This is a genomic window from Bacteroides sp. AF29-11, assembly GCF_003602895.1.
GTDB classification, from domain to species: domain Bacteria; phylum Bacteroidota; class Bacteroidia; order Bacteroidales; family Bacteroidaceae; genus Bacteroides; species Bacteroides uniformis.
Genome location: NZ_QTLY01000002.1, coordinates 261,012 through 281,767 on the forward strand (window position 1 = coordinate 261,012; position 20,756 = coordinate 281,767).

11 protein-coding genes are annotated in these 20,756 nt (G+C 40.9%); 1 reads left to right on the forward strand and 10 read right to left on the reverse strand.

Annotation, left to right across the window (positions count from 1 at the left end):
- Positions 1-40: 40 nt before the first annotated feature.
- Positions 41-727 carry a hypothetical protein gene (locus DWZ03_RS03800; RefSeq protein WP_120128894.1) on the forward strand — a complete coding sequence of 229 codons (687 nt, stop codon included), beginning with the start codon at positions 41-43 and terminating at the stop codon, positions 725-727.
- Here the strand turns inward: DWZ03_RS03800 and DWZ03_RS03805 are convergent.
- From DWZ03_RS03805 to DWZ03_RS03850, 10 genes are all read right to left on the reverse strand, one after another.
- A complete protein-coding gene (locus DWZ03_RS03805; protein WP_120129104.1) occupies positions 705-5,057 on the reverse strand; it encodes a hypothetical protein in 4,353 nt (1,450 codons plus the stop codon). The genes DWZ03_RS03800 and DWZ03_RS03805 overlap by 23 nt on opposite strands.
- Positions 5,054-7,096, reverse strand: coding sequence for a hypothetical protein (locus DWZ03_RS03810; protein ID WP_120128896.1), 2,043 nt, complete (start codon positions 7,094-7,096; stop codon positions 5,054-5,056). The genes DWZ03_RS03805 and DWZ03_RS03810 overlap by 4 nt, the downstream gene beginning before the upstream one ends.
- A 13-nt stretch (positions 7,097-7,109) precedes the next feature.
- Complete coding sequence (locus DWZ03_RS03815) at positions 7,110-7,505, reverse strand: hypothetical protein (RefSeq protein ID WP_022402415.1); 396 nt, start codon at positions 7,503-7,505, stop codon at positions 7,110-7,112.
- 18 nt (positions 7,506-7,523) lie between these two features.
- Positions 7,524-7,814, reverse strand: coding sequence for a RyR domain-containing protein (locus DWZ03_RS03820; protein ID WP_117990468.1), 291 nt, complete (start codon positions 7,812-7,814; stop codon positions 7,524-7,526).
- Positions 7,815-7,973: 159 nt separating this feature from the next.
- Positions 7,974-8,648, reverse strand: a complete 675-nt coding sequence (locus DWZ03_RS03825) for an ABC transporter ATP-binding protein (RefSeq protein ID WP_117990467.1) — start codon at positions 8,646-8,648, stop codon at positions 7,974-7,976.
- Between the two features lie 37 nt (positions 8,649-8,685).
- On the reverse strand, positions 8,686-11,043 hold the full coding sequence (locus DWZ03_RS03830; RefSeq protein ID WP_005837160.1) for an ABC transporter permease: 2,358 nt from the start codon (positions 11,041-11,043) through the stop codon (positions 8,686-8,688).
- Positions 11,044-11,066: 23 nt separating this feature from the next.
- Entirely contained in the window at positions 11,067-13,466 is a 2,400-nt protein-coding gene (locus DWZ03_RS03835) for an ABC transporter permease (protein ID WP_120128899.1), read from the reverse strand.
- A gap of 18 nt (positions 13,467-13,484) precedes the next feature.
- Positions 13,485-15,800, reverse strand: a complete 2,316-nt coding sequence (locus DWZ03_RS03840) for an ABC transporter permease (RefSeq protein WP_120128902.1) — start codon at positions 15,798-15,800, stop codon at positions 13,485-13,487.
- A gap of 158 nt (positions 15,801-15,958) precedes the next feature.
- On the reverse strand, positions 15,959-18,334 hold the full coding sequence (locus DWZ03_RS03845) for an ABC transporter permease (RefSeq protein WP_120128904.1): 2,376 nt from the start codon (positions 18,332-18,334) through the stop codon (positions 15,959-15,961).
- 11 nt (positions 18,335-18,345) lie between these two features.
- Entirely contained in the window at positions 18,346-20,751 is a 2,406-nt protein-coding gene (locus tag DWZ03_RS03850) for an ABC transporter permease (RefSeq protein WP_120128906.1), read from the reverse strand.
- Positions 20,752-20,756 lie beyond the last annotated feature (5 nt).

Here is a 20,756-nt window from a genome sequence, read left to right on the forward strand (position 1 = left end):
GTATGTTTGCCACATTATTTATGAAAAACATGACTTTTGTATGAAAAAACAAGACTTCCTCTTTGTTTTTGTTCTGGTGATAATATTCCTGCCATTCTTTGTGAGTGAATCCATCTACGATTGGTATAAGTCTTTCAACGCTGCACATGGCATGGTGATGAGTTTCATTAAATTTGGAATTCTTGCTACACTGGGTGAGATGCTGGGACTTCGTATCAGTGCCGGAGTCTATAACCGAAAAGGATTTGGCGTACTGCCGCGTGCCGTAGTGTGGGGACTGCTGGGAATGGGTATCAATGCGGCCATGATAATCTTCTCGAAGGGTGTACCGCAATTCATGGAATATATGGGAATGGCAAATGCCGCCGCCATTATAAACGGGGAATTCTGCCTGGACAAATTATGGATAGCCCTCGCCATTTCAGTTGCTATGAATACCATTTTCGCTCCGGTATTCATGACATTCCATAAGATTACGGATACGCATATCCTGGATTGTGGAGGTTCGCCTCGCAGCCTCCTCACTCCTATCCCGATGACCCGCATCATTACGCATCTGAATTGGGATGCACAATGGAATTTTGTCTTCAAGAAAACAATTCCTTTCTTCTGGTATCCGGCACACACCATCACATTCCTCCTGCCGGGAGAAATGCGGGTGCTGTTTGCAGCGATATTGGGTGTGGTGCTCGGGGTATTGCTGGCTATTGCGGCTCGGATGAAATAATCCGGCCTATATATTCTCGAATGATTTCAAGCAAGTCTTGCGGATAAGGTATAAAGAACTTCTCTATCATTTTCGGATACTGAGGTACAAAGGGTTTGGGTATCATTGTGACAAGGGTATCCAATTCTGCCTTCCGTTGCTCTTCAGTCTCTGAGACGGCGTAGCGGATAGTCCACCAGAACAAGAAAGTCTGGTTAAGATACCCTTTTGGGGTGATGACTTGCAGTTGCTTGTAGCGCTCGGACTGTAACATGATTTTAATTCTTTTCTCCTGCTCTTTCTCACTGATGGAACATAGAATGTCATACCATTCATCAAACTCCTGACGCAAGCAGGCGACAAATGCCCATTCGGCAATTCTATATTTGGTAAATTCTGGAATCTTCTTTAGAAGTACGAAGATATGTCCTATATTCAATTCGCCTTTATATAAACCTTTGACTTTTGTATAGTCTTCAATGGAAGTGATTGTGTGTAAAAGGGAGTAATATATTTCCGGACTCATCGGCACATGGTGTTCATCAATGAATTTCAGAGTATTCTGAAGCACCAGTTTTTTGTTTGTTCTGTTGTTGGCCATGCGGCTGATGACATTGTTCCAGTAGATTTGTGTGCGTGCAATGGAAATATGTAAATCATCTTCCATCTCTTTTATACGGCTTTCGGCTTCTTCGAAGGTCATGCCGCGTTCCCGCATTTGATAGCATATGTCCTTCATAATTGGATAATGTTCGACAAATAGGTAGGGTTTAGGAATGACGGCTCCTACCTTTTTCAACATACAATATGAATCGTAATTGATAAAAACCTTTTTACTGATTGCTTGCTCTTGCAGCCGTTGGGCGTTTTCCTTATCATTCTGACGGAGCAATGCCTTCATGCAACAGAAGATAATTCCTCCATCATATACGCCCACGTCCAGCAGACAATACACATATTCCAGAATAGTGCTTTCTTTAATTTTCCACCCTTCCGATGTATAAATGGGAAAAGGCTGCGGAACGTTGTCTTGTGCTCTTCCGGCATAGTATCGCTGGATAAGCATTTGCTTCAATATATCCTTTGGCGCATCCAGACTTTTCATTATTTCCTCATTTATAATCAGTTGTATTTCTTCCGGAGGAAGTGAACCTTGGGTGTGGTTGGTCAGGTGATAGAGTAAATGTTTATGTGTATAACTGTTCTGTTGTACGGTGTATTTTTCGGACATCCGCTTTATCATGTCCACTTTTTGTTCATAATAGGGATATATGAACCGGTTATTGATAATGATATTCAAGATATTGGCATCAGGATGATTGAGCAGTGACTTGTCCAGCCGGTTCTCGAAGAAATCCCTTGCGACTCCTCCTTCTTCCGGAGTCTTTACCTTATTGAACATTTCGGAGACAACGTAGGGCGAATGATTCAAAATCTGTTGTTCTTCCGGAGTAATACAATCGGGAGTTTCTCCGAACAGTGCCTGATACGCCTCTTCATAATTTGATATTTTCAGAATGAATTGTACGATTGTTCTTATATTTCGAGATTCATCGCCGTTTTGGGGACGATGTCTCTTCATATGTGCCTTGATTTCCTTTAGGGTCATGCGTTGGTATAGGATACCTTGTGTGTGCTGGCTCGGGTAATCCAGTAAAGACTGGTCTGCTTCCAGTAAATGGTATTTATGGAACAGTTCCTCGCATTCCTTAATCCCGCTATAAGTGGAGGTCGTATCCAATAAGTCGTTCAGGTAGATTTCACCCACTTTCAGTTTGGTCTTGTTTTCTTCTTCTTGCTGCTCCAACCTTTCCATAAAAGTGTTGAAGATTCCTTTGGCTTGCTCAAAATTTTTAGCCTTTTGGAGCATAAAGTTCAATGAGTAGCCATCACAGTTATTCCCCATACGGTTCCATAAATCATAGGCATAAGAGGACGGTATGTTTTCGAGTGCTCCATTCAACACTTCGGTCTTGTTCAGGAACATACTGGTATCCTCTTTTTTGTCGACAGACAGTTCTGTCAGTTCGTTGAAGAATGCAACCAGCTTTTCCGGCTGGCTGAATCTTTTGAAAACTTCCAGCCAGGTGTAGGGAGCAATAAAGTTGAAGAAAAAGACTGCATCGTCGTGGGGAACTACCCCTTTATCATTCTTCTGCAAGAAGTTCTTGATGTCGTGTATGTCAGCCAGAGTCTGTGCTTTATGCATAAGCTGCCTGGCGAAATTACGTATTCTTTTCTCTTTCAGTTCTGTCAGATAAGTCTCATTGTTGCTTTCCTGCCCATGGGCGCTCTCTGCAGAATCGGAGAAGAAATCATCTATGTCGTCATCATCGGCACTTGGGGAAGCTTCGTATATAAAGGAAGCGTTGAGGTATATTTCTTTGGCTTCGTCCATGTCGAGGAACCGTACCAATTCTGTCTGAAATTCAATATACGAGTTTTCTATATACTTGTCTTGCATTTGCCCTTGTTCATTGAGCAAATCCTTGTGTACAATGTCCTTATCTTGTTGTGTCTGCAGTCTGGGCAAAAGCCACCGCAGCACATTCAGCTCTCTCCTATTATATTTTTTTGTTAATTTCCAAATATGGATGGCCTCTGCATTGGTAGGAGCAAAATTGGCTATATTGCCAATATAGGCGTCCACCCAATCAATGGAAACGCCTTCCGGGTTTGTTCCCAGTTCCTTACTTGTATATAGCGTTTGTTCGTTTTTATAAATGCGGCTTACAACATCATTGATGATATACTGTTGGAGTTCGGGGGCATTTACCGAACAGTTTTTCACCCGATGCAGGATCTTGGTTGTATTTTTGAAAAAGTTCGGTCTGTCTTTGTAGTAGATATAGCGGAATATGCCCTTTATGGCTTTCTTTTCAGTTGCCAGTAGGTCATCGGACGGTTCACTGCTATAGTACTGGAAAACCTGGGTTACTATGATGTCTTCAACTTCAAATGTGTCCTTTTCAATGTCCTGATAATAAATCAAATCATCTACTTTGCCTGCCAATTCACAGATGGTGCTTCTGTCGGCCTTTTCGTAACTGTTCTCATAGGTGAATTTGAGGAAATCGAGCAATAGGTCTATTTTATTGCGGCTTCTCTTTTTCCACATCCACAAACATTTTATGGCGTGGCAGAGTTGTCGAAGCATGGATTTCTGCAGGTTGCTTAAATTGCTGTTCTGGAACTGGTTGTTATATCTGGTCTTGATTCTGTCTATGTCGAAAAACAAGGAACCGATAGTCATGCCGGCTTCGGGTCGGAGTTTAAGATAGCCGTATGTCCTAAGCTCGCGGGCATATTCATTTATTTTTTTGAAGGATAAAGGTTTGATGCCCACTTCGACTATGGCCGGAGGAACCATTTCATTGAAAGTAAGCATGGATTTCACTTCCTTGAAGCTATAGCTTGTAGTGGCAATAACCTTGAAGTCCGGATTGCCGATGTGAAGGATTTCCGATAACTTGCGAAGTAATTCTCTGTCAATGGGTATCGGCTTTTCATTCTCTTCTTTCCAAAACAACAGCTGCAAATCGTCCAGTAGAAGAATCTTTTTGCCATGCTGGAATTGGGATACAGAAAGCCGTTCTAACTGTTCTTTGGTCGTATCGGCATTCAAAATGACCACATAATATTCCTGAGGGAGCTTTTTCAGCATTCGGCAAACGGCAATAGTCTTTCCCGAAGTGGATTGACCGGTGACGATGATTGTCTTGTTTGTGCTGTCAAACTCCTCTTTAAGTTTGTTGTCTACTTCCGGACGGATAAAATAGTAGTCCAGGTTGCCTCTGCGACGGTTGGCTTGGCTGTTGGGAATAATTTTATCATACTCCATCTTATGGCAAGAGATTGCGCAAAAGGGATTATTGAGAAAACTTTCACGATCCTTGACCAACGCGTCCCTTAGCTGCTCCAGCGTATTGCACTGCTTCTCATACCGCTCGATAACGGTATCGTCGTCCAGGTGCTTTTGCATGTATTCCGCATAGAAGTCTTTCCATAAAGTAGTGTTTGTCCAGTCTTCTTGGGTGTATTCCAATGTCGGATTCTGATAGAAATAGATATGTTTGTTGGATGCATTTTCGATGGCAACATTAAACTCTCCGATGGTCTTGGAGCGTATCCAGTTTCCGGCGAAGAAGATGATGACGTCACATTGCCTTATCTCTGAATTTATGATTTCCTGCGTATCGCCTTTAGCTATATCGTTGTCTCCATTTTTTTCGTGCCGGTGCACTACAATATTGAGTTCGCTGTTGTTTCTTTCCGTCAGGACTTTTTCCATTAAATCCCTTTCTTTCTGAAAACTCAGCGAAGAGGCTATAAATACATGGTATGTTTTCATAATATAGTGTTGGTTACTTTCCATGTGTTGTTGTTTATGACTAACGGAATGCCGGCTGTGATACATCTGTCATACGCTTTTGAGCTTTCCTTCAATTCATCATACGGACGTATATCGGGATGCACAAAGCGTTTCTTTTTGAAGATATCTCCCATTTCCTTGCTGCCATAGATTAACTCTTCTTCTTCGGCGGTGGGTTTACGGAAGCCAAGCAGCAGTTTCTCCATGTTCCAACGGTTATGTTCGACTTCGGCAAGCAATGATATCTGGTCGTTGTCCAGTTTCACGTAACCATCCGTAATACCTATGGAGCGTAGCTTGGGACCAATGGAATATGCACTGTACAAGTTGGACCACTGAAGGGATACGGACAGTTTGTTCCATGAGTCTTTCAGCTCATTGTCAGGTGGGCATGATTGAGGCACATTTCCATATTTATTCTTGAAATCGTATATATAATTGATGATTTGTCCCTCCCTCCGGCTTTTTTTGTCCAGGTCGTAACAGTTGTCCAGCATTCCAAAAGGAAAAACATGGGAATATTTATGAATCGCTTCATCTTTCTTTTTACTGTTAAGCATATTGAGCAGTGCACTGGAGGTTTCCTGACGGACAAAAACTGGGATATTTTCATCATATACATCGTCCGGCAGATATAATCCCATTGCCATGCTTTGAGGAGGATAATTGAGGCAGACGGCAATCGTCAATACCTGGCCTGAGTCATGTACCCATTCTTTAATCAGATTCTGGATGGCAGGAGTTTCCGCACGGCCTTTGATAAATTCGAATTCCACATCCAGAAAGTCTGCATCTTTTCCTTTAAAACGGGTGGGAAGGACAAATCTCTCGTGCCTTTCGTCCTTGCTCATGTCGTAATAATGGGTAGACGATATCTCGAAATAATGGCGGTATCGTCCACAAAAGAAATTCATTTCCCGGTCGGCATTTTCATCAATGAAGGTAATGACACTTTTTATGTTCTTGTCCCGGCAGAAGTTTGGAAAATGCAACAGATGGGCAGCTTCCACTCCTATTGCCACTCCCATACGGCTCATACCGATGATAACAAGATGAACATGTTTTTCGCTTTCGTAGGTTATTGCCTCACGGTCGAGAGGAGGATATTCAATACAGTTCTCCCCTTTTCCATATCGCCGGCTTACCAATATCTTTTGGGCCCAGCCCTCGTAGAAGTTAAAGGGATGGAATTCTATATATTTTCTCCATTCGGCAGACAAATCGGTCAGTTGGAAAGCGGCAAAAGTAGTCTGATATTCGAAAAGGACGGTGAATGGTATGAGGGAACATTTATTGCATCGTTTATGAATGTCAACTATCTTTTTCAGGCAGTCTATGTTCAGTGAGTCATGGTCATGTTCGTCTCTCTCTCCGATAAGGAATACTTCGCGCGCTTTGGTAGTATAGAGTTTTTCCAACTCCTCGATAGAGTCGCGCCGGGCACGCAGCACCACAATTCTTTTTTCGTTTTTGGCATCCAGTTCCGTATGGATTTTGCTACGGATTTCTTGTGCCGGTTGGGTACTCTGAATCAGAATATGGCAATTCCCATAATGTGTGTCATCGCAAATTTGCTGGATAAGAGTGGGGACCATGTTGTCAAAACCGATAATGACGATGTGGTTTTGCAAAGGGTAAACGATATCGCCTTCACGATATCGCTCAACTCTGCGTTCCAGCATATTGGAGATTACGGATATCAATAATCCGCAGAACAAAATTAATCCCAGCACTACGACCAATAGAGAGAACCAACGCAGATAAGGTGGTACTTCCACAATATTCCCCGGATCGATGAACAGACAAATCAACTGAAGCAAACGCCCCATAGGTACGTCTTTATCAATACCGGTCCATTCTTCAAGAGACGGCTCAGGAAAGATAAATGCAAAACTTACCAGATATATCAATAAGAAAACAGTTACTATGACTCCGAAAAGCCAAGCAAGCTGCCTCCATCCTTTTCCGGAAAAAGAGCGGTCAAAATGAAGGGCAAAAAGTCTTGTTAGCAGATTCATATTCGTTTTGTCATTAGGCAGTTTCCTTTTTTTCAGTTTCTTGTTTCAATTCTTTTCTGATATTCTCTTTCAGTTTATTGATTTCTTTCTCATCGTTATTGATAATCTCCCGTTTTTCTTTTTCCTGGTACAAGGATGCAAGAATGTTTCTTTCTTGTTCCAGATTCAGTGAGAATACATCTATTAATCTCTTGATACATAGAAAAAAACAGATGCATACGCTAAGGGAAATGATGGCATGGAGTGTCATCAGGTAGGTCATTCCACGCGATGGAAAGAATTGAATAAGGTTTTGGAATGTAGTGCATGTCACAATCAATGCTGCAACCAGAAAGAGAATGATAAAGGCAGGAATAACGAATTTCCACCAGTGCCGGATAGGATAATATTTGTTCTCACTCGTCCTCATAGTACTATAGATATTGGATTATTGTTTCTTCTGTATGTCGAATCCCAGTTTCATAATCAGCTTCAGTGTCTGTATGGCTGTTTGCCGGTCGTATTCCCGTTCTGAGTCCGGTAACTCTTCGTATGGTACAAGTCCGGGATGTGTCTTTAATTCATCATTGCGTGTCTCTCCGTATTTCCATCCTTCTTTCACTCTTCCCAAAGCCCATACTTCATGCACATTGCGTGCCATGGCTTCTGTGAGTTCTGTCAAATTATCCGGTAAAGTGATATTTTCTGCGTTCAAAGGGGACGGTGTGTATGTTTTCATTTTCTGTTATTTAAAATGTGGAAGTAAAAAGTTTATTGGTAGCAATATTAGGCATTTCGGACGACAGAAACAAAAAAAAGGAAAGCTATTTCCAAAAAAACATGCAGATTACAATGGAAAAAACATTGCAACCTGCATATAAATCGGGAGAAGCGTGAATTATAAGTTAGCTTCCGTCACTACCTGCCCGTCAAACAGATTGATGATACGTCCGGCAAATCCGGCATCATGTTGTGAGTGTGTCACCATGACAATCGTAGTGCCTTCCTTATTCAGTTCATTCAGTAGTTCCATTACCTCTTTTCCGTTCTTTGAATCGAGGTTACCGGTAGGCTCATCGGCAAGTATCAGTTTAGGGTTTGATACGACTGCACGGGCGATTGCCACGCGTTGCTGTTGTCCGCCGGACAGTTGTTGCGGGAAGTGCTTGCTGCGGTGCATGATTGCCATACGCTCCATAGCGGTTTCCACCCGGCGCTTGCGTTCGGTGGCAGGAATGCCCATGTAGAGTAGCGGCAGTTCGATGTTCTCGTATACATTCAGCTCATCAATCAGGTTGAAACTTTGGAATACAAAGCCGATGACTCCTTTACGCAAGTTGGTACGTTGGGCTTCTGTATATTTGGATACTTCCGTCCTATTCAAGTAATATTCTCCGGATGTAGGATTGTCCAACAGACCGAGGATATTCAGTAAAGTGGATTTTCCGCAGCCTGAAGGTCCCATGATAGCAACAAACTCCCCTTCTTTCACTTCAATGTTTACGTCGTTCAAAGCCAGAGTCTGTACTTCCTCGGTCTTGAAAATCTTCTGTAAGTTTACTGTCTTAATCATAATGCTTTGTTTTTATGGGTTATAAATATATTATTTCTTACTCGGATTTGATGCAGTCAATCGGATTTGTTTTGTTCAGCAAATAACTTTGCAGACACACTGTGACGGCAGATATTATCCAGACAATACATAGTGGCAATAGAAAGTCCATAACGGTGAAGGGGGCTTTATAGGCAAACTGTTCATGCCAATGGTGCATGAGCCAATAGACAATGGGGACAGCTAGAATATATGCAAGCAGAATTTGCAGGCAGAATGGTTTATTCAGCAACAGCACGATTTGTCGGGATGTTGCTCCATGAATCTTGCGAATGCTGATTTCGCGGATACGCTGGCGAGTGGCATACCATGAAATGCCGAATAAGCCGAAGCAGGTCAATATCAAGCCAATCAGAGAATAGGCGATAAGGAGTTTGGAGAGAGACAAGACTTTACCATTGCGTTTCATAAAGTCTTGGTGCATGTCTGTGTATTGAAATATCTCCCCTTCATTCATCTTTTCCCATATTTGGGCTATTTGATGTAGTGTTTCTTGTTTATTGCTTTCAATCAGCTTAATCTGCAGATAGTTGGCACCCGACATTCTCTCTGTAGGTGGAAGGTAAAGTATGACCGGGGTAATTTCATTTTCCAATGAACTGAACGGGAAGTCCTCTAATACACCGCCGATGATGTATAAAGAATCGGCAGACTGGTCAAATTCTTTCAAAGGTTTTCCAATGGCATTTATTCCTGCTGGAATCAGCATTCTGACATAGCTTTCGTTGACCAGTGCAGGATAGGCATATTGTTTTTGCAGTTGTTCGGGAGCGTTGCCGGACAAGAGTTTGAACCCCATCGTTTTTACCAGATTGGCATCACTATACAGCATTAATAGGTAGGAACTTTTTTCCGTACCGTCGGCTTGTTTGATGGATAGCTCACGTATCCATGAATTCAATATGGAGCCTTGTGACAGGGCGATGGACTCTATTCCTTGTACATGTTTCTCCAGCTCTTCTTTAAGTATTGTAGCCGGTGCGGCATTGAAATCTCCTATTTCAATCCGATTTTCGTAACAGTAGGCCCGTTCCTTGATGAGATTGATTTGTTCATTGGCAACGAGAGTAGCGAATATCAGCCCTATAGAAATGGAAAACTGAAGAATGACCAGCAAAGCTATGAAACGTTGTTTCTTTTTACCTCCGTAAAGTGTCTTGTATTCGCTGAATGAGAGTTGTGAAAGTCTATGGCTGATATACCAGGCAGGGACAATGGACATAACTAGTACAAAGAGCACTAACAAGGGTAGCATCTGTAGGCTGAAAAAGAAATGTACGTTTAAATGGGATGCAAATAATCCATTGAAAAAAGACAGACAGTCGTTGATGATGAGTAAAGATAATCCGAATGCCAGCAGCACAGTGAGGAATGCATCACCAAACAGTTGGATGCGGATATCCTTCAAGCTGCTTCCCATCAGTTTCTCCACATGTATCATTTTGAGCTGTTGCAATACACGGCTCAGGCTCATGTTGGTATAGTTGCAGCAGGCTATGATAAGTACCAACAAGGCGGCAGCAAGGCTGATATACAATAATTGCACATTACTTTGATTGATATACGGCAGAGGTTGTTGTGTATCGTAGTCCGGTGTAGTAAAGTAGATGTCGGACAGAGGGTCGACGTAATATTGTGTCTTTTCCGGAATCAAAGTGGGAATCTTGTCGTGGTTGATTTTTTCGGTAAACTGTTGGGCATCGGTATTTGGAATTAGTTTCAGAAACGTCATTCCACCCCAAAAGTCTTTGTTATTCCCGGTAATCATGTCGAATTGGAGCAATGATTGTGACCGTGACTTTAATATGGCTGCCACTTCATAACTTTGGGTATCAGTCATGGTTTTTATTTCCAGCAATTCTCCTAATGGATTTTTATCTCCAAACAGTTTATGTGCAAAAGCTTCACTGAGTGCTACTTTGCCCGGTTGTTCCAATACTTGCTTTAAACTACCGGCAATGGGATGATAGTGGAAGAAATGTTGCAAAGTAGTATCGGCAGATATAAAGGTTATATCGTGGTAAATCTCCCCTCCATATTTACAATATTGTGGAACCAGAGAATTGATACGCAGGTAGTCTTCCACTTCTGCATATTTTTCTTTCAGCATAGGGGGAATATTGGCATCAGCATAGGCCACCTTGCTTCCGTCCTGCATCGGATTATCCTGACGCAGACAGAAAATACGGTTCTTGTCCCGATTGCCACTCTCTATATTGTAATCATGTACATAATAGGTGAACAGCAAGTTTGTACATGCTAGCCCTATAGCCAGACTGACTATAGAAATGAAGAAGAAAACTTTGTTTCTCCACCAACTGCGGGTAATTATTTTTAGGATTGTAAGTATGGTCATAATCTTTAGGTAAATATATTTTCTTATTCGTTTTTAATGACTTCTGCCGGATTTGTCCTTGCTATTTTCAGAATACGGAAAATAATAGTCAGAGTAGTAATGACAGCTACGATTATGAAGATTGAAATCCAAAATAGCGGGCCGTCATTAAAGAATACGATATACATGTTTTTCCATAACTGCAGTATGGCATAACATAAAGGAAATGCCATTGTTGCCGAGAGTACAAGCTGATAAATATACGTACGGGCAAACAATATGATAATCTGTTTCAATCCTGCACCATTTACTTTACGGATTGCCACTTCCTTTTGTCTGCGTTCCGTATCCAGTGTGATTGCCGAATAGACGCCTAATAAAGTGATTATAAGGCTGACAAATGAGAAGAATAAGATTATCCCTTTCATGTTGTTCTCGATGGCTTGCGCTTGGTGAATGTCTTCCTGCAAGGTCGAAATGTGTAATTGTATACTTGGTGGAAGATTCTCTTCCAGCATTTTCTTAACGAAAGCCTCTACTTCTTCTGCTTTTCCGGGTACACACTTCAAATAGCAATGACCTACATAATATTTGAAATCACAAGGCAGAAAGACGAAGCCCTGGCTCTGATTGTAAGTGTCGGCTACAAAATCGGAACAAATGCCGCATACCGTGTAGCTATCTTGATAATTGTACAAGGTGGTTCCCAGTAAATCCTTCTTCATACGTTCTGCCAATTTACGGTCTACTACCATGTCACTATTTGTCTTCAGGGCATGCCCGGAGAGAATAGGGATATTCATAAACTCGAAAAAGTTATTAGGAACATTCATTATATTGACTTCAAGGCTACTTTCCCGGTTATCTTTTTCTGTCTGCATGCTTGTTCCCGAAATACCTTTCAGATAATTAATATCTGTCAGCATTTTATCTTTTATATCCGGATGCTGACTGATGCGCTCTATGAGAGCAAGCTTTTCGTCATTTTTTAGAAAACGGTAATCCATAGGAATACTGATGATTTCGGACTTTTCTTTTTCTGTCAGTGTGTTGAACAGTGTGGAACCGGTCTTGTTAGCCTGCAAATATAAAGCGACTGTAAAGACTATGAATAACCAACAGATGAAAAATTGGATACCCAAAAGACAATTTCGTATCTTCTGTTTGTGGCGTTTGGATTTGTTCTTGTAAATACTTGACTGGATGGAGGCATGCTTCATCCTCCATACGGTAAACAAGCAGAGTAATAAGCATAGCAAAATAATGCCTGCCATATATTCTATTGTCTGTATCAATAATAGGTCCCGTTCAATGACTAATGTGAAATCAAATAAAGAGAATGAAAGGTAGGGGTTAAATATTTCTATCAGACAGAAAGTCAATAAGAAGGTTATGAACGAAATGATAATGGCTTGGGTAAAAAGTAACCAGAATAGTTTGTTGCCATTACTTCCATTCACTTTACGAATGCCGAACTCGTGCGAACGGTTCAGATAACTCCCCGTCAAAAAATGAAAAAAGTTGAGTAGACCAGTCAGTAGAATCAAAAGGCCGACAATGAATGTGATTCCGGCAAAGTAAGGGGCAACGGATTTCTCCCGAAAAAGTTTTCCGAAATTCGAGGCTGATACGGTATTTTTCTCATTGAATATTGTGTGCTTCAAGTCCATTGCACGGAAACTTGCTTCGAGTTGTGCGGATGTTTTGCCCGGACGAAGAAGAGCAAAAGTAAGTCCACCGGTCATACTGTCTCGTCCATCGAATTGTATAAGTCCTTCGCTATCGTTCAAGATTAACATATCAATCTTTTGGAGAAAGCTAAGGCTGGTATTCAATGGAATATCTTCTATTATCGCTTGTATGGTATAGATGGTACCTCCTGTTCGTGGTGTGGTATCAGGTGAAGAGAAAAGCCGTTGTGCTAAGGTCATTCGCTTTCCTATCGGATTCTCTCCGAGACCAAATATCTTGTGTGCCAGAGAGCGTGTCAGTATCACGGCATTGGGAGTTTGCGATGCTACAGCCCATGAACCTTGTAATACTTCCGGGGTGAACACGCTATGGTAGGCTGTATCTACTTCCATAGCATATAAATCTTCGTAAGGCAGTTCTTCCTTGTCGATAGTTTCCACATTGTAGCTACGTGGGCGGGGATAGGCAACAAAAGTAAATGCTTCTACTTCTTGGAATTGCAATTGGCGCAGACTCTCAAACAACGTAGCGGGAGTTCCGGAATAAAGTTCTTCTGCTGGAGTGTATAGGTTTATGTCTGCAATGCGTTCCCAATGGGTAAAGCACTTGTCGGTAGAATTTATATAGCGGCTGCAATATAGGCAGATACTGAAACAAAGTATGCCTACCGACAGTCCGATGATAGAGATGATATTCTGTGCCTTGTACTTTAATAGGTTTCTGAATGCTGTTTTAATATAATGTCTTATCATAATAGTATCATTATTGTATTATTCGCTTTTGATGACTTCCGCCGGATTCTGTTGTGCTGCCTGCCATACTCTCCACCCGATACAAAGTAAGATAATAATAGCTATGCCTGCAAAGATGGTAGTATAAATCCATAGATTAATGCTTGTACGCCTTACATAGCTCTCTAACCAATGGTTCATCAATACATAACCTATTGGGAATGCTATAGTAGAAGCAAATATTAATAATAACATGTATTCTTTGATAAACATTGTCATGATATTTTTAGCTGTAGCTCCATTTACTTTGCGCACGGCAATCTCTTTACGTCGTTGTTCACAACTTAGCGTAATCAATGAAAAGATGCCGAATATGGTAATCAGAATACATACCATTGATACGAAAGATATTAATTTCATCAATACTTTTTCTGATTTTAGATATTCTTCGTAGCCTTCTTCTACATTCACGAATTTATATCTTGTAGTGGGATAGGATTGACTGAACAAATTCTCTATCTCATTCTTTAATTCTTTCCATTTGCCTTCATGGAACTTTACTAATATATCCCCTCTTCCACCCCAAAATTTATGAGAGAAGCCATGATTCCCAATCAGCATTATTGGATTTACGGGTATGGTAGGAGCCGTTATATGAAAATCCCTTACGATGCCAATAATCGTTTTGACATTTCCTTCATTCAAATAAAGTTTTTTTCCGATGGGATCGGTCATACCTAAAAACTTCACAGCTGTTTCATTTAATATTACCTTATCCGTTTCTTCTTCTTTCATTGCTTCTCCTTCTATAAGGTCAAGATTGTAAAAATCTATAATTTCTTTTCCTTCGATTATACTTTGTATCTCAAATCCTTCTGCTCCTTCAATTCTACCGTCCCAATCTTTGATTTGCAAACTTAAACCGACGGTGCGTGGGAAGAGTCCGTGGTGTCCTTTCAATACTTCGGAGGTACAAGGTATTTGAGCTATTTTTTCTGCAATTTCGTCATAATTGTCATGAGGATAAATAAGTGGAAAAGCTGCAATATTATGGCGTTCCCATCCCAAATCAGTATGGGTGAGGTGATATATCTGTTTCAGCAGAATACTCATACCAAAAAGGAAGAGTATACTGATAAATATCTGGAATAGGATACTACATCGATAAATAAAGAAGCGTTTATCTTTTCTTTGTTTTACTGTACGACGCAGTGCAAAGGGAAGTAACAGAATGAGTGACAATAATAAAAGTCCGATGAAATAGAGCAGCGATTCATAATAGATGTTTCCCGTAATGCCGGACATTTCTCTGAATATTGGTAAAGTAATCTCTACCAATGCCATGCCTATTACTCCTGCAAGTAAAATCATAGTGCCGTATTCAATCATGAAAAGTGCAAGAATGCCTCTGATTGAAGACCCACACATCCGTCTTAATTCCAATTCTTTATTACGGATGTTGAGTCGGGTTATAAACAAAGACAGATAGTTGAAGAGTGAACATGAAATGACCAGCCCACCTATGATAGAAAAAAATATCAGATATAGGAATTTGATAGATTTCTTTTCATTTATTTCGGAATAATGGTATTGAGTAAGGGGCATTAGTCCGACACCTTCAAATAGTTTATTAGGGTCTCGTGAATCTCCCTTATATTCGCTGGCATTAAGCTTTCTTTGGAAATTTTCGGCTGAGATACCTTTTTTGAGTTTTGCGCAAATTTGAAAGCTTGCATGGCCCCAATAATCTTGCCATTGGTGGAAATAGGCACCTCGTCCCCAACAGCCGAAAGCGAGATTGCTATGTTGCAATCCTTCCAATATAGCTTCAATGGTTACAGTGTTGTCAGCAACAGTCAGCTCCTTACCCAACACGTCAACACTTCCAAAAAGCTTCATTGCCATGTCCTTTGTTAAAGCTATCTGTGAATCATTATGCAGAAAGTCCATATTTCCGGCTAAAAGAGTAATTCCGAACATTTTCATAAAACATGAATCTGCCAATAGCATTGATGTGTTAATAGTGGGACTACCTTCAAGTTTTAGTTCAGTATCATCCCATATCATATACGCACAAGCATCTTCCACTTCGGGAAAGTTTTTCTTCAAGATATTCGATGTTGGATAGGGCATTCTGGTTGAATAACCTGTATCATTGAGCAAATCTTTTTTGTAAAGCAGGTAAAAGCGGTCGGCTCCATCAAACTGACAGTCATAGGTCATTTCGTAATGTATCCATAGATTGGCAAGTGCGAAGCAAGCAAAGCCTATTGCCAGTCCAACAATGGAAATGATACTTTGAGTCTTGTATTTCAGCAGGTTTCTAATTGCTACTTTCAGATAATGTATAATCATGTTTTCTCTTTTTATTTGTCTTCAATAGTCTTTCGTTATAATCTTAATTCAAATATTATGCCAAATAGTTAAGTGTTTTATAATTAGATTATTAAATCTTGTAATGCCATACTGTATCTGTGCGATATAGCACATGTGTTGTGCGAAAATACACGCTTTTATTCACTCTTTATTACTTCTGCCGGATTCTGCCGTGCAACCTTTTTTACTTGATAAACCAATGTTAATATGGAAATTAATGATATGATGATTGCTGCAACAATGAACAACCAACTGCTGATGTTGGCTTTGTAGGCAAAATCTTTCAGATAAATGGTTATTCCCCAATAAGATATAGAAATGGCAATCAAAAATGACATTGCTAATATGATAATGTATTTTTTGAGTAATAACAATAAAATTTCCTTATGTGTAGCGCCATGTACTTTTCGTATAGCTATTTCCCGGTATCTTTGCTGTATGTCAAATAAGGACAATCCAAACAAAGCTATTGAGGATATTAAAATGGCCATAAAGGCGAAAAAGGAATAGGTAATGGTTATTTGCTTGTCTGACCTATAGAGATTCTCAACTTCCTGTTTTGCAAAAGTATAATTGAAGGCTCCATCAGCATTGTCGTTGTGTAGGCTTTCCAAGAAGGCAACGGCATCTTTTTGATGTCCTGGAGCAATTTTAGCTTGCAAAGGAATTTGTGAAAGATATGTTTCACCGTATATAAAAGCTATAGGAAGAACCGGTTGGGATAAATGTCCACAATAAAAATCTTCGACGATACCTATAATCTGATAAGGGCTCAAATCCCTACGCGGCCATAAAGGTTGTTGAGGTTCCAGCCGGGCATTGATTGTGCTTCCGAGTCCGAAGAGTTGCATGGCTTTTTGATTGAGAATCAGTTTGGCTTCACCTTCATGGTCGATGTCGGCATCCCATAAACGTCCCTGGGATAAACGGAAGCCATGAAATTTTATTTCTTCTTCTGTAATGGGAATGCAATACAATTGTTTGAAATTGGTTTCTCCGAGCTTACGGAAAAGTACCGGAGATTCGGTGAAATATTCATAGGGGGATAAAGAGTAATTCCATGCCGTGAATAAAGGAGAGGCATTCATTGCAGTGGATATATTTTCTTTGGAGGCTTTGCGCAGGGAGGTCTGTTTCAGATATTCTGCTTCAGTGGTAGGCTGTTTGCGTTCATAGCGTTCAAAATAGACTTTAACGATAGAGCCTGTGTCATAGCCTAAATCTATGTGAGTCATTTCATACAGTTGTTTAGCGAAGAACATGGAAACAACTATTAGAATGAATGCCACGGTATACTGAATACTCAGATAGAGGTTTCTTACAACAGACGATTTTTCACCACTGCCTATTTTCCGTAATGAATGGATAGGCGTGTTGTATTTGAATTTAAAAAACGGATAGATTGAAGCTGTCAATGGCAGCAAAATCAGGATAGCTATGGTTATTCCGATGTCAAATATACCATTAGGCTGTTGAATGACATCAAAATATTTATTTAAGGGAAAGGTGGAAATTTCGACAAAGAACCAGGCTATAAACAATGATACAAGTGTCAGACAGAAATTCTCGATATATAGTTGGGAGAATAGCTGTGCTGAATTGTTTCCAAAAACTTTCTTTAGTCCGAATTCTTTGCTTCGTTTCAATAATACAACCGTATAAAGACTCATAAAATTGAAGATGCCTACAATTAAAATTAGTACAGCAACAAGTGCCAATAGATGTAGCTGTGGTAAATTCCCCCTTTGCAGCATGTCCTGCCAAACATCAATGGCTGGATGAAAATACACTTCACGCATGGGAAGCAGTTGATACCTGAATTCAACATCCGCAGTACGTGGAGATTGCCGGAACGCTGCATGCCGTGCATTTATCTTCGTAAAGGAAGCCCCTTTATGAATTAATGCCATTTTCATCGGGAAACGGAACTCCCAATCCTCCTGCAATGTTTCAGGAACAAGCAAGTCGAAATGAAGCGAGCGTTTCCCTCCGTCTTTGCTGATAACTCCGGTCACCGTAAGAGGGTCACCGGTAGAGTATTCAATGGTTTTGCCGATAGGATTTATGTTCCCGAAGAGTTTCTCACTCAGCTCTTCTGTGATAAAGGCGGTTTGTGGAGACGCCGCCCATGATTCGGCTTTTCCATATTTCATGGGAAAATCAGTCACTGTTAGAAACAAGCTGTCTGCTACAATCGTTTCTACATCAATATGTTTTTCTTCCTTTATGATATAGTCTTTATTGAACCATACGAAAGTGGACATCGCTTCTATGTCTGCATCTTCGAGGGGCCCTCCGATAACTGCCGTTTTATTGTTGTCATCTTTGTATTCCTGCACCATGATGCCTATCCGGTCTTTGTTGGGACTATAACAATCTACATCATTTTCCTGCTTCACGTAGCGGAATATAATAATGACACAAGCCAAGCTCAGTGCCAGTCCGATAATATTGATTACCGTATATACTTTAAACCTACTTAATGTTCGGATATATAATAGTATGAGTTTCATATTCGTGTCTTTTATTCGTTTTTCATAATGCTTGCCGGATTGATGTTGGCAGCCTTGCTGATTTGCCCAATAATAGTCAACAAGGAGATGGCAGTTGTTATGGCTACTGCTATGGCAAACAAGTCGAATGTCAAAGGGGCTTTGTGGGCAAAATCCTGCAAATAGAGGGTAATGGCAATCCATGACAAGGGTATGGATAGCAAAGTGGCGACTCCCATGACCGAAAGATACTTTTTGATGAGCAAGGGATAAATATCCTTTGCTTGCGCACCGTTCACTTTGCGTAAGCCTATCTCACGGTAACGTTGCCGAATATCGAACAAGGATATTGACAATAATCCCAATGAAGAGATAAAAATGGCTATTCCGGCAAAGAGCGTATAAATGTTCACCACTTGACGGTCTTCACGATACATCTTTTGGAGCTCATCTTCTATCAGCGTATATTCAAAGTCGGTTCTTCCCGTAGATTCTTCGTATAAGCGGCGCAGGAAATCAATGACTTTGGCTTTATTCTCGTGCTTATACGAGGCTGTAACAGTATAAATTCCGCCTATGCTTGCATCGTGATAATAGATGACAACCGGTTGGGTGGATTGTGAAAGGTGCCGAACATTGAAATCCTTTATGACCCCTACTATCTCGCAAGGTGGATTGTAGAAATCCGGTAAGCTGCTTGAGGCGTAGTGTGGTTCTTCAGGTTGCAGCTTGTCTTTGGTGATGTCTTTTATTCCATAGACTCTTTTAGCGGTTTCGTTGATAATTACCTTGAAACTGTTTTTGGTGAACGCTTCATCTATGGAGTCGTTCCATAGGCGCCCCTCTACAAGCTGAAAATCGTATATTGCCATGGAATGGCTCGTTAAATGTGCGCGCAATGCCGGATGGAAACCGTTTTCGGCTCTGTTGAGCGCAAAGCTGTCAAAACGGAAGTCAGTGAACAGCAAGTTGTTTCCTCTGCTCCAATGCTCAAACAGAGTGCTTTCACTCATTCGTTTATTGACCAAAGCATTACTTATATATTGTCTTTTTCCTTCATCCAATCCATCCTCTTTAGTTGTTTTATAAAGACCTAATTTATCGACATACATCCGGCAAGTTATCACATCGTGCGAGCGGAAACCAAGGTCAGCGCAGAGCATATATTCCAACTGCCGCACAAAAAATAGAGAAACGGTTATTATAAAGATAGTTACGACATATTGAAAACACAGTAATATCATACGTGACCGTGTGGAAAAGCGTGAAGATGCCAGCTCGCGTATGGAGTTGACGGGCTTGCTGCATGTGTATTTCAAGAACGGATAAACAGTAGTCAGCAATGGCAATCCTAAAAGTACGATGGCAGAGACCTTCCGGTCAAAGCCGGAGTCTGTTGTGGTAGGTATATAAAGTTCATGGAAAAAGAAAAACTTGGTTATTTCTATTAAAGCCCAGCAGAGGAGTAATGCCAGTCCCGTCAATAAGATGTTCTCGGCATATATTTGCAGGAAAATGTCTGTCCTGCCTGCACCGAACACCTTTTTCACCCCGAACTCTCTTGACCGCTTGGACATGATGACAGTGTAGATGTTGATGAAGTTCAGCAGCCCTATGATGCCTACCAGGAAGGCTACTACCATCAATACCCGGACATAGCTTTGGTTGCCATATTGATAGTTCTTGTTTTCTTTTCCGTGGTCTTTATCGTAATATAAATCTTTCAAAGGCAAATACTGATAGCGTACTGTCTCATAAGTGCTCCATTTGCTGCGGGGGTGTTCTTTTGAATACTTTTTATTCAGCAGTGCGATGTCTGTATCCGGTGCCATCAGCATGGCGTATATAGGGTCGAAAAAAAGGAATTCGTCCAATTCATCCGACATGAATATATCCGGCATCCATGATGTCTTGGTATCGGGGTCGTCCACCACTCCTATAATAGTGAATTTATTCCCTTTTGTGTTTTTGAAAGTAGCGCCTATGGCATTCTTTCCTCCCAGCTTCTTCATCCAAAAAGAACGGGTGATGACAACATCCCTCGGGCGGACTATTCTTCCGCTTCCGGCAATCACCCTATATGGAAAGATTTTGAAGAAGGTGCTGTCTACAGAAAAAGCGTTCGCTGCAATTTCTTGTTCTCCGAACAGAACGGGCATATCCGATATTTGATAAATCACCGTAAATTGTTCTACGGCAGGATCCTTTTCCAATCCCGACCGGTAGCCTCCCAAGAAGTTTTCACCACTGCTGGTAGAGGTTTTTATCAGGCAAATACGTTTATATTCAGGGAAGCACCGGTTCACTGTATTTTCTTGGTGGATGTATCGGGTTACGGTGAGTACGCAAGCCAAACTGCACGCCAATCCCAATACATTGATAAGGGTGTATGCTTTGAATTTCAGCAATGCATTGATGGCTAAGATTATTTGTCTCATAGTGC

Excerpts from the sequence above, each read along its gene's own strand:
- DWZ03_RS03800 (WP_120128894.1), top strand. The coding sequence starts at position 41 with ATGAAAAAACAAGACTTCCTCTTTGTTTTTGTTCTGGTGATAATATTC.
- DWZ03_RS03805 (WP_120129104.1), bottom strand. The coding sequence starts at position 5,057 with ATGAAAACATACCATGTATTTATAGCCTCTTCGCTGAGTTTTCAGAAA.
- DWZ03_RS03810 (WP_120128896.1), bottom strand. The coding sequence starts at position 7,096 with ATGAATCTGCTAACAAGACTTTTTGCCCTTCATTTTGACCGCTCTTTT.
- DWZ03_RS03815 (WP_022402415.1), bottom strand. The coding sequence starts at position 7,505 with ATGAGGACGAGTGAGAACAAATATTATCCTATCCGGCACTGGTGGAAA.
- DWZ03_RS03820 (WP_117990468.1), bottom strand. The coding sequence starts at position 7,814 with ATGAAAACATACACACCGTCCCCTTTGAACGCAGAAAATATCACTTTA.
- DWZ03_RS03825 (WP_117990467.1), bottom strand. The coding sequence starts at position 8,648 with ATGATTAAGACAGTAAACTTACAGAAGATTTTCAAGACCGAGGAAGTA.
- DWZ03_RS03830 (WP_005837160.1), bottom strand. The coding sequence starts at position 11,043 with ATGACCATACTTACAATCCTAAAAATAATTACCCGCAGTTGGTGGAGA.
- DWZ03_RS03835 (WP_120128899.1), bottom strand. The coding sequence starts at position 13,466 with ATGATAAGACATTATATTAAAACAGCATTCAGAAACCTATTAAAGTAC.
- DWZ03_RS03840 (WP_120128902.1), bottom strand. The coding sequence starts at position 15,800 with ATGATTATACATTATCTGAAAGTAGCAATTAGAAACCTGCTGAAATAC.
- DWZ03_RS03845 (WP_120128904.1), bottom strand. The coding sequence starts at position 18,334 with ATGAAACTCATACTATTATATATCCGAACATTAAGTAGGTTTAAAGTA.
- DWZ03_RS03850 (WP_120128906.1), bottom strand. The coding sequence starts at position 20,751 with ATGAGACAAATAATCTTAGCCATCAATGCATTGCTGAAATTCAAAGCA.